The organism is Streptomyces omiyaensis, from assembly GCF_014650895.1.
GTDB lineage: Bacteria > Actinomycetota > Actinomycetes > Streptomycetales > Streptomycetaceae > Streptomyces > Streptomyces omiyaensis.
In genome coordinates this window covers 140,842-154,624 of sequence record NZ_BMVV01000015.1, presented here as the reverse complement: position 1 = coordinate 154,624, position 13,783 = coordinate 140,842, and the positions used below count along the sequence as shown (strand labels likewise).

Here is a 13,783-nt window from a genome sequence, read left to right as displayed (position 1 = left end):
AAGGGCCGCCCGCACCACGGATGACGGACGGCCCTTCGGTACAGCGGGGTGTTACGACGCCTTGGCCTTCTCCGGGGCCGGGGCGGCCGCGGCGGGGGCCGGGGCGGGCTTGGCGGCCTCGTAGAACTCCTCGCGCGGCGTCTCCATGGCGCCGAGCGAGACGACCTCGCGCTTGAGGAACATGCCGAGGGTCCAGTCGGCGAAGACGCGGATCTTGCGGTTGAAGGTCGGCATCGCCATGCCGTGGTAGCCACGGTGCATGTACCAGGCGAGACGGCCCTTGAGCTTGATCTTGAACTTGCCCATGACGATCATGGCGACGCCCTTGTGCAGACCGAGTCCGGCCACGGCGCCCTTGTTGGCGTGGCTGTACTCCTTCTGCGGGAAGCCGCGCATGCCCGACACGACGTTGTCGCCGAGGATCTTGGCCTGGCGCAGGGCGTGCTGGGCGTTCGGCGGGCACCAGGCGCGCTCGGCCGGGACGCCGGCCTTGATCGCGGCCAGGTCCGGGACCTGGGCGTTGTCGCCCGCGGCCCAGACGTGGTCCATGCCGTTGACCTGGAGCTTCTCGTTGCAGTCCACGTGGCCGCGGGGGCCGAGCGGCAGACCGAAACGGGCGAGGGCCGGGTTCGGCTTGACGCCGGCGGTCCACACGATGGTGCTGGAGTCGACCTCGAGGCCGTTCTTGAGCACGACGTGGCCGTCCACGCAGGAGTCCATGGAGGTCTCCAGGTAGATCTCGATCCCGCGGCTCTCCAGGTGCTCCTTGCCGTACTGGCCGAGCTTGGGGCCGACCTCGGGAAGGATCTTGTCCGCGGCGTCGACCAGGACGAAGCGCATGTCCTCGCGCGAGACGTTCTGGTAGTACTTCGCGGCGTCGCGGGCCATGTCCTCGACCTCGCCGATGGTCTCGGCACCGGCGAAGCCACCGCCGACGAAGACGAAGGTCAGGGCCTTGCGGCGGACCTCCTCGTCGGTGGTCGAGTCGGCCTTGTCCAGCTGCTCGAGGACGTGGTTGCGCAGGCCGATGGCCTCCTCGATGCCCTTCATGCCGATGCCCTGCTCGGCGAGGCCGGGGATCGGGAAGGTGCGGGAGACGGCACCCATCGAGATGACCAGGTAGTCGAAGGGCAGCTCGTACGCCTCGCCGACGAGCGGCGCGATCGTGGCGACCTTGCGGTCCTGGTCGATGGTGGTGACCCGGCCGGTGAGCACCTCGGCTCCACGCACGACGCGCCGCAGCGGGACGACGACGTGGCGCGGCGAGATGCTGCCGGCGGCGGCTTCGGGGAGGAAGGGCTGATAGGTCATGTACGACCGGGGGTCGACGACCGTGACGGTCGCCTCGGCGTAACGCATCTTCTTGAGGATGCGCCGCGCGGCGTACAGGCCAACGTACCCGCCGCCTACGATGAGGATCCTGGGACGCTCCGTGGTGCTCATGGCATCGAGTATCCACCCAGTCGGGGGGGCCACCTCGTGCGCCCCTTCACAAGCTCCCCGGGGCGCTCTGCTACACTCCGCCGCCCACGTGATCCACGTCATGGTCGTGCAAAGGAACCGGAATGCAGTGGTGAACGTTGTTCACCCCTACTGAACTGGACCGGAGAGCCCCCGTTAACGCCCAAGCAGCGGGTGCGTTCACACGATGGAAACCTCGAGCGAAGTGGCCTCCGCGCCTGCGAAAGGGCCCCGAGGAGCCCCTCGGAAGGCCCAAAGACCTCCCTCCGGCGCCATCAGGGCCCTTTTCCTTGTGAAGAACTTCACGAAGCTGTTCCGGCGGGGTGTCGCCGGAGGCCTCGATAGCTGCCCGCTATGCCACGGATAGGGCGATCCCATCGAGGATGTCGTGCTCGCTGACCACGACCTCGGCGGCTCCGACCCGCTCGACGATCTCCTGGAGGACGAGCGCGCCGGCCACGATGACGTCCACCCGGCCGGGGTGGATCACGGGGATCGCGGCCCGCTCGGCGTGGGTGGAGGAGAGCAGCAGGCGGGTGACCTCGGCGACCCGGGCGGCGGGGATCCGCGCGTGGTGGATCTTCGTGGAGTCGTACTCCGGCAGCCCGAGGGCGATGGCGGCCACGGTGGTGACGGAGCCGGCGAGGCCGACGAGGGTCTCGGCCGTGCCGATCGGGACGGTCGCGGCGGCGAGGTCGAGGGCGGCGCGGACGTCGGCGCGGATCGCCTCGGCCTCCTCGGCGGTGACCGGGTCGTGGCGGACGTGCCGCTCGGTGAGCCGGACGCAGCCGATGTCGACGGAGCGGGCGGCCTCGACGTGCCGGTTGCCGACGACGAACTCGGTGGAGCCGCCGCCGATGTCCACGACCAGCCGGCGGTCGTCGCCGCGCAGCTCGCCGGTGGCGCCGGTGAAGGAGAACTCCGCCTCCTGGTCGCCGGTGATGACCTCGGGCTCGACGCCGAGGATCGCCACGACCCCGTCCACGAAGTCCTGCCGGTTCTCGGCGTCGCGGGAGGCGGAGGTGGCGACGAAGCGGATCCGCTCCGCGCCGAGCTCCTCGATGACGGCCGCGTAGGCGCGGCAGGCGGCGAAGGTCCGCTCCAGCGCCTCGGGGGCGAGCCGGCCGGTCCGGTCGACGTCCTGGCCGAGCCGGACGATCGTCATCCGCCGGTCCAGCTCGATCAGCTCGCCCGTCTCCGGGTGCACGTCGGCGACGAGGAGGCGGATGGAGTTCGTGCCGCAGTCGATCCCGGCGACCCTGGTCACTCGCCCTCCCCCTCTTCCCCGGTCGCGCACGGGGTGACGCACGGGCCCTTGGCCCACCACTCGGGGAGCATCGCGAGGGCCTCGTCGCCGAAGGGGTTGACGCCGGGGCCGGCGACCAGCGAGTGGCCGACGAGGACGTGCAGGCACTTCACGCGGTCGGGCATGCCGCCGGCGCTGGGGAAGCCCTCCAGGACCTCGATGGCGTCGCGGCGGGCGAGGTAGTCCTCGTGCGCGGCGCGGTAGGCGTCGGCGAGCTCCGGGTCGGTGGCGAGCCGGGCCTGCATCTCCTTCATGACCCCGTTGGCCTCCAGGGTGCCGATGGCCGAGGCCGCCCGGGGGCAGGTGAGGTAGTACGTGGTCGGGAAGGGGGTGCCGTCGGGCAGCCGGGGCGCGGTCTCGACGACGTCCGGGTTGCCGCAGGGGCAGCGGTGCGCGATGGCGCGCAGGCCGCGCGGCGGCCGGCCGAGCTGGGCTTCGAAGGCGGCGACGTCCGCCTCGGTGGGCTCGGTGCGTTCGGTCTGCGGAGGGGGCGTTTCCATCGTGGATCCTGAGTCGGGTCGGTCAGCGGCGGTCGGCGTTGTCCACGCCGTCCCAGAGGTTGTCGTACCAGGGGCGGTCCGCCGCGCCCTGGTCGGCGCGGGGGCGGTCGGCCGCCCCGGGGTCGTTCACGGTGAAGCCGGTCTCGCCGGGGAGCACGTAGTGGAGGTGCTCGCGGGCGAGGCGGCGCACGTAGGCGGGGTCCTGGAGGCGGGCCTTCTCGTCCCGCAGCTCCTCGACCCGCCGGGCGGCCTCGGCGGCCTTGCGCTCCTGGTCGGCGATCTCGCCCTGCTGGGAGACGTAGCTCCTTATCGGGTAGGCGAGGGCGACGACGAGGGAGCAGACCACGAGGGCGAGGAAGGCGGCGCGGCCGGTGAGCCGGGAGCGCCGGGCCTGGCGCCGGGTCTGGGAGCGGTAGACACGAGCCGCGGTCTGCTCTCCGAGCAGCCTGATCCGGGTCGCGGTGGAGAACCGGTCCCGGTCCTTCACGGGCATCTCGTGTCGCCTCCCCTGTCTCCGGTGTCCCTCAAACGTGCGTCCCCGCACACGGTACGGGACCGGGTGCGGGGACGGACGGAACTACGGTGCCGGGGCGGATGTCACAGCCCCGGCGATCAGCCCTTGAAGCGCGGGAAGGCGCTGCGGCCGGCGTAGACGGCGGCGTCGTCGAGGATCTCCTCGATGCGCAGCAGCTGGTTGTACTTGGCGACGCGCTCGGAGCGGGCCGGGGCGCCGGTCTTGATCTGGCCGCAGTTGGTGGCGACGGCGAGGTCGGCGATGGTGACGTCCTCGGTCTCGCCGGAGCGGTGGGACATCATGCACTTGAAGCCGTTGCGCTGGGCGAGCTCGACGGCGTCCAGGGTCTCGGTGAGCGAGCCGATCTGGTTGACCTTGACGAGCAGGGCGTTCGCGGACTTCTCCTCGATGCCGCGGGCCAGGCGCTCCGGGTTGGTGACGAAGAGGTCGTCGCCGACGAGCTGGACCTTGTCGCCCAGGCGCTCGGTGATGACGTTCCAGCCGGCCCAGTCGTCCTCGAAGAGCGGGTCCTCGATGGAGACGAGCGGGTAGGCCGCGACGAGCTCCTCGTAGTACTCCGTCATCTCGGCGGCGGAGCGCTCCTTGCCCTCGAAGAGGTACGTGCCGTCCTTGTAGAACTCGGAGGCGGCGACGTCCAGGGCGAGGGCGACGTCCTTGCCGGGCACGTAGCCGGCCTGCTTGATGGCCTCCAGGATGAGGTCGAGCGCCTCACGGTTGGAGCCGAGGTTCGGGGCGAAGCCGCCCTCGTCGCCGAGGCCGGTGGAGAGGCCCTTGGTCTTCAGGACGGACTTGAGGGTGTGGTAGACCTCGGTGCCCCAGCGCAGGGCCTCGGAGAAGGACTCCGCGCCGATCGGGGCGATCATGAACTCCTGGATGTCGACGTTGGAGTCGGCGTGCGACCCACCGTTGAGGATGTTCATCATCGGAACGGGCAGCAGGTGCGCGTTCGGGCCGCCGAGGTAGCGGAAGAGGGGGAGGTCGCTGGCCTCGGAGGCGGCGTGCGCGACGGCGAGGGAGACGCCGAGGATGGCGTTGGCGCCGAGCGACGACTTGTCCGGGGTGGCGTCCAGGTCGAACATGGCCTGGTCGATCAGGCGCTGCTCGGTGGCGTCGTAGCCGACGAGCTCCGGGCCGATCTGCTCGATGACGGCGAGGACGGCCTTCTCGACACCCTTGCCGAGGTAGCGGTTCTGGTCGCCGTCGCGAAGCTCCAGGGCCTCGAACGCACCGGTGGAGGCACCGGACGGCACGGCAGCACGGCCGGTGCTGCCGTCGTCGAGGCCGACCTCGACCTCGACCGTGGGGTTGCCTCGGGAGTCCAGGATTTCCCGGGCTACGACGACGTCGATGGACGGCACGAGCATCTCCTTCTGGGATGTGACGCTAGGTGTGACGCATGGGTCGCAAGGTCTCGTACGCCTTGCGACAAGAGCCTAACCGGCTCGGGCGCTCCGGCCAGCCGACCGCCCGTCCCCTGGGACGAAAAAGGGCCCAAGAGCACCCATGGAAGGACGAAAGACCTGGAATCTACTGGACGGTAACGGCAGGACCCCGGTCCGGAGCCACGGGGGAAGGGGGCTCGGGACCGGGGTGGTCACCGCGGGAGGGTCGTCGGGTACCGGTGAGCCGCCGGACTCACCGGGACCGCGGGGGTCACTTCAGGTGGAGCTGCTGGCCCGGGTAGATCAGGTCGGCGTTCTCGACGACGTCCTTGTTGAGCTCGAAGAGCTCGGCCCAGCCGCCGTCGACGCCCTGCGCCTGGGCGATCTTGCTGAGGGTGTCGCCGGCCGTGACCTTGTACTCGCCGTCGCCCTTCTTGACCTTCTTGCCGGTCGGGGTGGTGACGGTCTTCTTGGCGGCGGCCTGCGGCGCGGCCTCGGTGGTGCGCTTCGGGGCCTGGCGCTGCTCGCTGCGGTTGGCGGGCTGCTCGGCGGTGCGCTCCGGGGCGCTCTGCTTCGGGGCGCTCTGCTGCTGCGGCGCGGCCTCGGCGGAGCCGCCGTCGTAGGAGGCGGAGGAGAGGCCCACGCCACAGCTCGGCCAGGCGCCCTTGCCCTGGCCCGCGAGGACCTTCTCGGCGATGGCGATCTGCTGCGACTTGCTGGCCTGGTTGGCCGTGGAGGCGTAGGCGGTGCCGCCGTACGCGGCCCAGGTGGAGGCGGAGAACTGGAGGCCGCCGTAGTAGCCGTTGCCCGTGTTGATGGACCAGTTGCCGCCGGACTCGCACTGGGCGACGCGGTCCCACTCGGAGGCGGTGGCGGCCGAGGCGGTGCCGGCGGCCATCAGCGGGGCGGCGACGGCCGCACCGGTGACGCCGACGAGGGCGACGACGCGAGTGGCCTTGGAGGGACGACGACGCTTGCCCGTGCCGGAGAACAGCATGGAGTTTCCTCTTCTACCGACGCCTGTGAGGTGAGCTGTCGGGTTCGGGCCGGAAGAGTTCGCCCGGCCGCGCGTCCTTGCGCGCGGCTTCACCCCTAGCCGGTCGTCGGCCGTCGTTCTCGACGGCCGGGACCGGCGCAAACCTTGGGTCCCCCACTCCTGCCTGCGGCGCTTTCGCGACGACGGTTCCCGGCGGCCGACGGCAGGACTCGGCGTTTCGGTCGACGGGGCCCGCGGTGGCGAGCGGTGACGACCGTAGACACACACGTGCTCGAAGTTCAAAGAGGCTCACGTCGGACAAATCGCCCTTACTTGCACTCCGTCAGACCTCGTTTGCCCAGGTGAGGCCTGACGGAAGCAAAGTTTGCGGACGTGACACGCCAGTTGGGGCGAAGAGACCCATGTCTCACTTTCCCAAAACTGGACATAATCCCCTGAAACGCCCTCACTTCTCCGACGGAGGGGTCGTCAACTCAAGGCTCTGACCAGGGAGGATGAGATCCGGGTCGACGCCGACCGTCCGGCGGTTGGCGTCGTAGAGGGCGTCCCAGCCGCCGGGGAGATCGTTCTCCTGCGCAATCTCCGACAGGCTGTCACCCGGCTGCACCGTGTACGCGTCACTTGCGTCCGCGTTGACGGGGGTTGAGGTGACCTTGTCCTCTGCTGCGGCATGACGACCGGAATCGGATGCAGTGTCCGTTACGCCGGTTTCCTCCGGGGCGGCCTCGCCCCGGTGCTTGCCCGTCCCGGGCGCGGCCGGCGACGCGTCGGTCCCGTCCGCGCCGGGGGTCACCGGGGTGGTGGGCGCCAGGGGGGACTCCGAGCCCTCCGGGGGCGCCACGGGGGTGTCCGGGGCCTCCGGGGCGACCGGCGTGCCCGTGGAGGCGTCCGGGACGCCCGGCGTGGTGCCCACGGGGGTCTCCGGGGTGACGCCCGCGGGCGGCGGCGTGACCGTGCCGGAGGGCGCCGGGACCGAGGGCGCGCCGGAACCGGCGGGCGCGGTGGGCGTCGCCGGGGCGGTGACGGCCTCCTGCCGCTCCGCGGCCTTCTCCGCCTTCTCGCCCACCGCGGGGGCCGGCGCCGCCGTGGGGGCGGAGGAGGGGGCGGCTCCGGAGGCGGAGGCGCCGCCGGTCCAGTTCGACTCGGGGGCCACGCCGCCCTCGTCCTCCTGCTGGACGGCGGGACCCGGCTGGACGCCGGTCGCCCTGCCGTCGTTCTTCAGGCCGGCGATGGGGGCGCAGGTCGCCCAGTCCGTGCTGCCGGAGGCGAGCGCCTTGTCGGCGACGGTGATCTGCTGGGCGCGGCTGGCGAGGTCGGGGCTGGGGGCGTACGCGAGTCCGCCGTACCGCTCCCACGCCTCCTGCGTCATCTGGAGGCCGCCGTACATGCCGTTGCCGAAGTTGGCGCTCCACTGGCCGGCGGACTCGCAGGCGGCGACCCGGTCCCAGGTGGCCGCGTCGGCGGCGGAGGCGGAGCCGGTGGCGAGCAGCGGCAGCGCCATGGCGGATCCGGTCACTCCCGCGGTGACGACGAGCGCGGGAGCCTGACGGGGTCGACGGTGTCGTCCGTTTCCGGAAAGCATGTCGGGGCCTTTCGCGTGACGGCAGGGACGGTGGGGACGGCCGGGTTCCGGCCGAACGCTGGCGCGAAGGTAGCCGCATTCGAACGTCCGTCACAAGTCGATGGCTTCCCGATCACGTGAAGATCACATTTCTGACACGTCGTCACGTGACCTGCGGGGGTGCGGATGGGGTGAACTCCACCGGAAGCGTGCGCAACCCCCTCATGATGAGCCCGCCGCGCCACCGCAGTTCGTCCGGATCCACGCCAAGTCGCAGGTCCGGCAGGCGGGTCAGCAGGGTGGCGAGCGCGGTCTGCCCCTCCAGCCGGGCGAGCGGCGCACCCAGGCAGTAGTGGATGCCGTGCCCGTACCCGAGGTGCTGGTTGTCCCCGCGGGCGAGGTCGAGGGTGTCCGGCGCGCCGAAGCGGTCCGGGTCGCGGTCGGCCGCCGCCAGGACGACGAGGACCGGGTCCCCGGCCGGGATCGCCCGCCCGCCGAGGGTCAGGCCGGTGGTCGCGTACCGCCAGGTGGCCAGCTCGACCGGCCCGTCGTACCGCAGCAGCTCCTCGACCCCGGTCTCCAGGAGCCCCCGCTCCCCGGCGGCCAGCGAGGACTGGAGGAGGGCCCGCTGCCCCGGGTTGCGCAGCAGGGCGTAGGCGCCGTTGCCGATGAGGTTGATGGTGGTCTCGAAGCCGGCGAAGAGCAGCACGAAGCACATCGCGACGGCCTCGGCCTCGGTGAGGTGGTCGCCGTGGTCGGAGGCGCGGATCAGCCCGGAGATGAGGTCGTCCGACCCGTCCTCGCCCAGGCGCTCCCGCTTGCGGTGGATGAGCTCCGCCAGGTATCCGCGGATCTTCTTCACCGACCGCGCCACCCCGCCGCGCGGGCCCCCGCCGTGCCGGATCATCATCCCGGCCCAGTCCCGGAAGTCGTCCTGGTCCTCGGCGGGCACGCCGAGCATGTCGCAGATGGCGTAGATGGGCAGCGGGAAGGCGAACTCGTGGATGAGGTCGGCGCTCCCCCGCGCGGCGAAGTCGTCGATCAGCCGGTCCGTCAGCTCCTGCACGCGCGGCGCGAAGGCGGCGACCCGGCGCGGCGTGAAGGCCTTCGACACCAGCCGCCGCAGCCGGGTGTGGTCCGGCGGGTCGATGTTGAGGAGGTGGGTCATCAGACCGGCGCTGCGCTCGCCGGGAATGCCGGTCTTGCCCGGTTCGGCATGGTGGACCGGGTTCTTGGAGAGCCGCTGGTCGGCGAGGGCCTGCCGGGCGTCCGCGTACCGGGTCACCAGCCACGCGTCGACCCCGCTGGGCAGCGTCGTCCGGTGCACCGGCGCGTGCTCCCGCAGCCAGGCGTACGCCGGGTACGGATCGCTCGCGAACTCCCAGCTGAACAGCTCCGGCACCGGCCCGCCGCCGGGTCCGGGAGCGGCGCCGCCGTCCCCGGCGCCGCCGGAGACCGGGCAGGCGGCGGGGGCGGGGCCCGCGGCGGGGGGGCGGGGGGCGGCGGGGGCGCCCGGCGTGCCGGGTCCGGCGGGCGTACCGGGCGTACCGGGCATCGGGGCGGGTCCTTCACTCACTCCCCGACCGTACCGTCAGGCTCTCCGCACCCCTCCGGCCGACCTGACGTGATCACCGCCCGGTGATCACGTCGTGACGGCCCGTGCCCTACATTTCCCGCGTGGACCTCCCCTTGCTCAGAAGCACGTTCGCGGTCGTCGAGAGACGCGCCGAACACGCCGTCACGTACTTCTACTCGCACCTCTTCTGGCGCAACCCGGGGGTGCGCGAGCTCTTCCCCGAGGACATGGTCCCGCAGCGCGACCGCCTCTTCGCCGCACTCACCCACGTGGTGACCGGCCTCGACGATCCCGGCCTCCCCGCCTATCTGGGCCGCCTCGGCCGCGACCACCGCAAGTTCCTCGCCACCCCCGCCCTCTACGCGGCCGTCGGCGAGAGCCTCCTCGCCGCCTTCGCCCACACCGCCGGGGCGATGTGGACGGTCGAGGCGGAGAAGGCGTGGTCGGAGGCGTACGGGCTGGTCGCCGAGCTGATGCTGCGGGGCGCGCAGGAGGCCGTGGCGGCCGGGGAGCCCGCCTGGTGGGACACGGACGTCGTCGGCCACCGGCGGCACGGCGACGACCTGGCCGTCCTGACCCTCCGCCCCCGGCGGCCGTACCCCTACCTCCCCGGCCAGTACGCCGGCGTCAGCACGCTCCGGGTCCCCCGCGTGTGGCGCACCTACTCCCTCGGCAACGCGCCCCGCGAGGACGGCACGCTCGACCTGCACGTCAGCCGGATCCGGGGCGGGGCGATGAGCACCGCCCTGGTGGACGGGGTCCGCCCGGGCGAGACGCTGCGGCTGAGCGCCGCCGGCGGCACCGCCGTCTCCCGCACGCCCCCCGGCGCGCTCCGCACCTACATATGCGCCGGCACGGGCTGGGCGCCCGTGCGGGCGCTCCTGGAGGAGGCGGCCGCGCACGACCCGGCGGCCGAGGGCCGGATCTTCGTCGTGGCACGCTCCCGCGAGTACCTGTACGGGCGCGAGGACCTGGACCAACTGGCCGCCCGGCTCCCCGGCCTGAGCGTCACCCTCATCACCTCGGCCCCCCGCCACCCCCGCCGGCAGGCGACCGAACGCCTCCTCACCGCGCTGCGGGCCTGCGGCCGCTGGGCCGACCACGACGTCCACCTGGCCGGCCCGCCCGGCTTCCTCACCGAGGTCTCCGAGGTCCTGGCCGAGCTGGGCGCCGACCCGGCCCGCACCCACCACGACGTCCTCCCGCCGGCCGGGCGCTTCGCCACGCGTCCCGCGACCCGCGCCGAATGGCTCCTGGAGCCCCCGGCGGTCCACTGGCACGACCCGGCGGCCCGCATCCCGCACGAGGACCGGTCCTAGACCGTCCCCTCCGGATCCCGCCGGCCCCGCGGCGCCCGGGCCGCCCGCCGTCCGGAGCTGCGCGCCCTCCACCGCGCGAGGGCGGGACGGACCAGTTCCACGGCGCACGCGCCCGCCGCCAGCAGCAGGGCGCACCGCACCCAGACCGGTGTGTCGTCGCCCGACGACCACACCACGAAGGCCGACATCATCAGGACCGTGTGTCCCGGCTTGTCCGACCCGTCGCCGAACAGCCACCGCCCCGCGCGCCGGACCCGGCTCACAGCCCCTCCGCCGCCCGGATCGCGTCCCGGTACGCCCGCGCCGCCGCCCGCAGCGCCGCCTCCGGGTCGACGCCCCCGGCCTCCGCGCGGACCGCCAGGGCCAGCAGTTCGTAGCCGACGCCCGCGCCCTGCGGAAGCGGCACGCCGAGACCGGCCGTGCGGACGCGGCTCGCCAGCTTGGCCGCGAGCGCGAGACCCGGCTGCCCGACCGGCACCCCGTCCGTCACCGACTCCCGGCCCTTCTCGACCGCCTTGGCGCGCAGCCAGTGGGCGCGGACGTCCTCGGGGGTCTCGGCGGTCTCGTCGCCGAAGATGTGCGGGTGGCGCTGAATCAGCTTCTCGACGAGGGTGCCCGCCACGTCGTCGACGGAGAACGGCTCCTCGGCGTCCTCCTCCGCGATCCGCGCGTGGAAGACGACCTGGAGGAGGACGTCGCCGAGCTCCTCCCGCAGCTCCCGCCGGTCGCCCGCCTCGATCGCCTCGACCAGCTCGTACGCCTCCTCGATGGCGTACTTGGCGAGCCCCCGGTGGGTCTGGCGCGAGGACCAGGGGCACGCGCGCCGGATGACGTCCATGACCTGGACGAGGTCGAGCAGCCGCGCGCCCGGCAGGTCGTACGAGCCGGGCAGCAGCTCCAGGTCGGGCATGGCGGCCCGGCCGGAGCCGGCGAGCCGGGCGAGCCCGTCGGTGAGGGACCGGTCGCCCTCCCCCGAGGGCAGCACGACGACGGTCCGGCCGCCGGCGCAGGCGGCGACCAGCTCCTCCGCGGTGGGGCGGACGTGCTCGACGGCGACGCCCGCCTCCCGCAGGTACGGCAGCTGGGGGTGGTGCTCGTCGGGGCAGAGGACCCGGTCGGCGCCGCGCAGCGCCTGCCAGGCGGGCCAGGACAGCAGTCCGGGCGCCACCCGGTGGCTGGCGGTGAGCAGGACGGCGCGGCCGGGGTTCTCTGGAGTCACCCCTCGAACCTACCCCGGGCCCGGATCAGCCCGGCAGCTGCTCCGCCCCGGCGGCCGCCCCGTCCTGGGTGACCTTCAGCAGCCAGGGGGTGGTGTCGGCGCCGGTGTCGAGCTGGACCCTGGCGTCGTCCCAGGCGCCGTAGCGGGGGTTCACGTCGATGTCGAGGGCGGCGGAGGCCTCGGCGAAGAGGTCCTGGAGCTTCTTCTGGCCCTCGGGGGTCTCGGTGATCCCCAGCTTCTCGATGATCTTCGTCATGAGGACGTTGCGGCGGACGACGTCGTCGACCTGGCTCGGGGCGACGCCCTGCTGCTGGAGCAGGACGGCCCGCAGACCCTCCTCGCCGCCGTTCTCCCGGACGAACGCCGCCCGGGTCTGCTGGAGTTCGGCGCGGCTGGCGGTGACGCCCAGGTCGGCGGCGACCTCGCCGAGGATCCGGTCGAAGATCATGCCGTTGAGCTTCTGCCGGCCGAGGTCGCCGGTGGCGGCGATCAGCTGGGCGGACTGCGGGGACCGGGACTGCGCGTCGCGGGCCGCCTTCACCTCCGCCTGGAGGCCGGCGACGTCGATCCGCTCCCCCCCGACGACGGCCGCGGCCCCCGGATGGGCCTCGCCGCCGCACGCGGTGAGCAGGGGGGCCGCGGCGAGGAGCGCGGCGGAGAGGGCAAGCGCGGTGCGGCGGCGTGCGGAGCGGTCGTGGCGGCGGTCGCGGCGGTGCAAAGGAGCCTCCCGGGCTGGTCGTGCGTCAGTTGGACGACCTTGCGGTGATCGATGGTAGGGAGTCGCCGGGGCCGTAGCCACTACTTCGCGGCGACAACTTGCCCGTCACCGCGTCACGGGGGTCACTTCCGGACGACCGTCTCCCACAACGAGGCACCCGCCGCCCGGGTGTCGGCCCGGCCCTCGCCCTTCTCCCGGCCCGCGTGGGTCTCGGCGACCAGGTAGTGGGGCCGGCGCTTCACCTCGTAGTAGATGCGACCGACGTACTCGCCGATCAGGCCGACCATGACCATCTGGACGCCGGCGAGGGCGGTGACGGCGACGAGGAGGGTGACGTAGCCGGGCGTGTCGACGCCGTGGGCGAGGGCGTCGACGACGATCCAGCCCGCGTAGGCGAGGGCCAGCGAGACGAGCAGCAGGCCGAGGTAGACCGCGGCCCGCAGCGGCTTGTTGTTGAAGGACAGGAGGCCGTCGAGGCCGTAGTTGAGGAGCTTGCCGAAGGTCCACTTGGACCGGCCCTCCTCGCGCACCGCGTTCTCGTAGGCGAAGGTCGTGGTCCGGAAACCGACCCAGGAGAAGAGGCCCTTGGAGAAGCGGTTGTACTCGCCGAGACCGAGGACCGCGTCGACCGTGCGCCGGGACAGCAGCCGGAAGTCGCCCACGCCGTCCACGAGTTCGACGTCGACGAGGCGGTTGATCGCCCGGTAGTAGAGCCGGGCGGTGAGGGTGCGGGTGACCCGGTCGCCCTCGCGGGTGCGGCGGGCGACGACCTGGTCGTACCCCTCGGCGTGCAGCGCGACCATCCGGTGCACCAGCTCGGGCGGGTGCTGGAGGTCCGCGTCCATGAGGACGACGGCGTCCCCGGCCGCGTGGCGGAGCCCGGCCAGCATGGCGGCCTCCTTGCCGAAGTTGCGGCTGAAGGAGACGAAGCGGACCCGGGCCGGGTCGGCGGCGGCGAGGTCCCGCAGGATCGGGAGGGTCCGGTCGCGGCTTCCGTCGTCCACGTAGACGATCTCGAAGTCGCCCTCCAGGGCGTCGAGTTCCTTCGTCACATGGCTGTGGAAGCGGGCGAGGACGTCTTCCTCGTTGAAGCAGGGGACGACGAGAGAGAGCAGCACACCGGACACCCAAAGGCAGGGCGGTGTCCCTTCCGCCCCACCGGGGTGACGCCGAGGCGACCATTGCGTGAACTGCCCCGCGGGGGACGCC

Annotated in this window: 13 protein-coding genes and 1 riboswitch; of the genes, 1 reads left to right on the top strand and 12 read right to left on the bottom strand. The window is 72.8% G+C overall.

The window, feature by feature from the left end:
- Positions 1 to 51: 51 nt before the first annotated feature.
- From IE287_RS24045 to IE287_RS24010, 8 genes are all read right to left on the bottom strand, one after another.
- Positions 52 to 1,443: an NAD(P)/FAD-dependent oxidoreductase gene (locus tag IE287_RS24045; protein WP_189851246.1), complete on the bottom strand. Its 1,392-nt coding sequence runs from the start codon at positions 1,441 to 1,443 to the stop codon at positions 52 to 54.
- 370 nt (positions 1,444 to 1,813) lie between these two features.
- Positions 1,814 to 2,728 carry a Ppx/GppA phosphatase family protein gene (locus tag IE287_RS24040; RefSeq protein ID WP_189851245.1) on the bottom strand — a complete coding sequence of 305 codons (915 nt, stop codon included), beginning with the start codon at positions 2,726 to 2,728 and terminating at the stop codon, positions 1,814 to 1,816.
- Positions 2,725 to 3,267 carry a DUF501 domain-containing protein gene (locus IE287_RS24035; protein ID WP_189851244.1) on the bottom strand — a complete coding sequence of 181 codons (543 nt, stop codon included), beginning with the start codon at positions 3,265 to 3,267 and terminating at the stop codon, positions 2,725 to 2,727. The genes IE287_RS24040 and IE287_RS24035 overlap by 4 nt, the downstream gene beginning before the upstream one ends.
- Positions 3,268 to 3,289: 22 nt before the next feature.
- Positions 3,290 to 3,760, bottom strand: coding sequence for an FtsB family cell division protein (locus tag IE287_RS24030; protein WP_189851243.1), 471 nt, complete (start codon positions 3,758 to 3,760; stop codon positions 3,290 to 3,292).
- Between the two features lie 119 nt (positions 3,761 to 3,879).
- On the bottom strand, positions 3,880 to 5,166 hold the full coding sequence (eno, locus tag IE287_RS24025) for a phosphopyruvate hydratase (RefSeq protein ID WP_189851242.1): 1,287 nt from the start codon (positions 5,164 to 5,166) through the stop codon (positions 3,880 to 3,882).
- Positions 5,167 to 5,455: 289 nt separating this feature from the next.
- Positions 5,456 to 6,181 carry a LysM peptidoglycan-binding domain-containing protein gene (locus IE287_RS24020; RefSeq protein ID WP_189851241.1) on the bottom strand — a complete coding sequence of 242 codons (726 nt, stop codon included), beginning with the start codon at positions 6,179 to 6,181 and terminating at the stop codon, positions 5,456 to 5,458.
- A 5-nt stretch (positions 6,182 to 6,186) separates the two neighbouring features.
- Positions 6,187 to 6,362, bottom strand: a riboswitch (cyclic di-AMP (ydaO/yuaA leader).
- Positions 6,363 to 6,626: 264 nt separating this feature from the next.
- Entirely contained in the window at positions 6,627 to 7,763 is a 1,137-nt protein-coding gene (locus IE287_RS24015) for a LysM peptidoglycan-binding domain-containing protein (RefSeq protein ID WP_189851240.1), read from the bottom strand.
- A 142-nt stretch (positions 7,764 to 7,905) separates the two neighbouring features.
- Entirely contained in the window at positions 7,906 to 9,297 is a 1,392-nt protein-coding gene (locus tag IE287_RS24010; RefSeq protein WP_189851239.1) for a cytochrome P450 family protein, read from the bottom strand.
- 122 nt (positions 9,298 to 9,419) lie between these two features.
- Between IE287_RS24010 and IE287_RS24005 the strand changes: the two genes are divergently transcribed.
- Positions 9,420 to 10,637, top strand: coding sequence for a globin domain-containing protein (locus IE287_RS24005; RefSeq protein ID WP_189851238.1), 1,218 nt, complete (start codon positions 9,420 to 9,422; stop codon positions 10,635 to 10,637).
- Here the strand turns inward: IE287_RS24005 and IE287_RS39145 are convergent.
- The 4 genes from IE287_RS39145 to IE287_RS23985 all read right to left on the bottom strand — a co-directional run bounded on the left by IE287_RS39145 (position 10,634) and on the right by IE287_RS23985 (position 13,692).
- Entirely contained in the window at positions 10,634 to 10,900 is a 267-nt protein-coding gene (locus tag IE287_RS39145; RefSeq protein WP_189851237.1) for a hypothetical protein, read from the bottom strand. The two genes, IE287_RS24005 and IE287_RS39145, sit on opposite strands and share 4 nt — an antisense overlap.
- Positions 10,897 to 11,856: a nucleoside triphosphate pyrophosphohydrolase gene (locus IE287_RS23995; RefSeq protein WP_189851236.1), complete on the bottom strand. Its 960-nt coding sequence runs from the start codon at positions 11,854 to 11,856 to the stop codon at positions 10,897 to 10,899. The genes IE287_RS39145 and IE287_RS23995 overlap by 4 nt, the downstream gene beginning before the upstream one ends.
- Positions 11,857 to 11,881: 25 nt before the next feature.
- A complete protein-coding gene (locus tag IE287_RS23990; RefSeq protein WP_189851235.1) occupies positions 11,882 to 12,574 on the bottom strand; it encodes a SurA N-terminal domain-containing protein in 693 nt (230 codons plus the stop codon).
- A gap of 122 nt (positions 12,575 to 12,696) precedes the next feature.
- Positions 12,697 to 13,692 (bottom strand): glycosyltransferase family 2 protein, encoded by a 996-nt coding sequence (locus IE287_RS23985; protein WP_189851234.1) that lies wholly within the window; start codon positions 13,690 to 13,692, stop codon positions 12,697 to 12,699.
- Positions 13,693 to 13,783: the final 91 nt, after the last annotated feature.

Coding starts and splice junctions, on each gene's coding strand:
- IE287_RS24010 (WP_189851239.1), bottom strand. CDS start 9,297: ATGCCCGGTACGCCCGGTACGCCCGCCGGACCCGGCACGCCGGGCGCC.
- IE287_RS24020 (WP_189851241.1), bottom strand. CDS start 6,181: ATGCTGTTCTCCGGCACGGGCAAGCGTCGTCGTCCCTCCAAGGCCACT.
- eno (WP_189851242.1), bottom strand. CDS start 5,166: ATGCTCGTGCCGTCCATCGACGTCGTCGTAGCCCGGGAAATCCTGGAC.
- IE287_RS24015 (WP_189851240.1), bottom strand. CDS start 7,763: ATGCTTTCCGGAAACGGACGACACCGTCGACCCCGTCAGGCTCCCGCG.
- IE287_RS24035 (WP_189851244.1), bottom strand. CDS start 3,267: ATGGAAACGCCCCCTCCGCAGACCGAACGCACCGAGCCCACCGAGGCG.
- IE287_RS24030 (WP_189851243.1), bottom strand. CDS start 3,760: ATGCCCGTGAAGGACCGGGACCGGTTCTCCACCGCGACCCGGATCAGG.
- IE287_RS24045 (WP_189851246.1), bottom strand. CDS start 1,443: ATGAGCACCACGGAGCGTCCCAGGATCCTCATCGTAGGCGGCGGGTAC.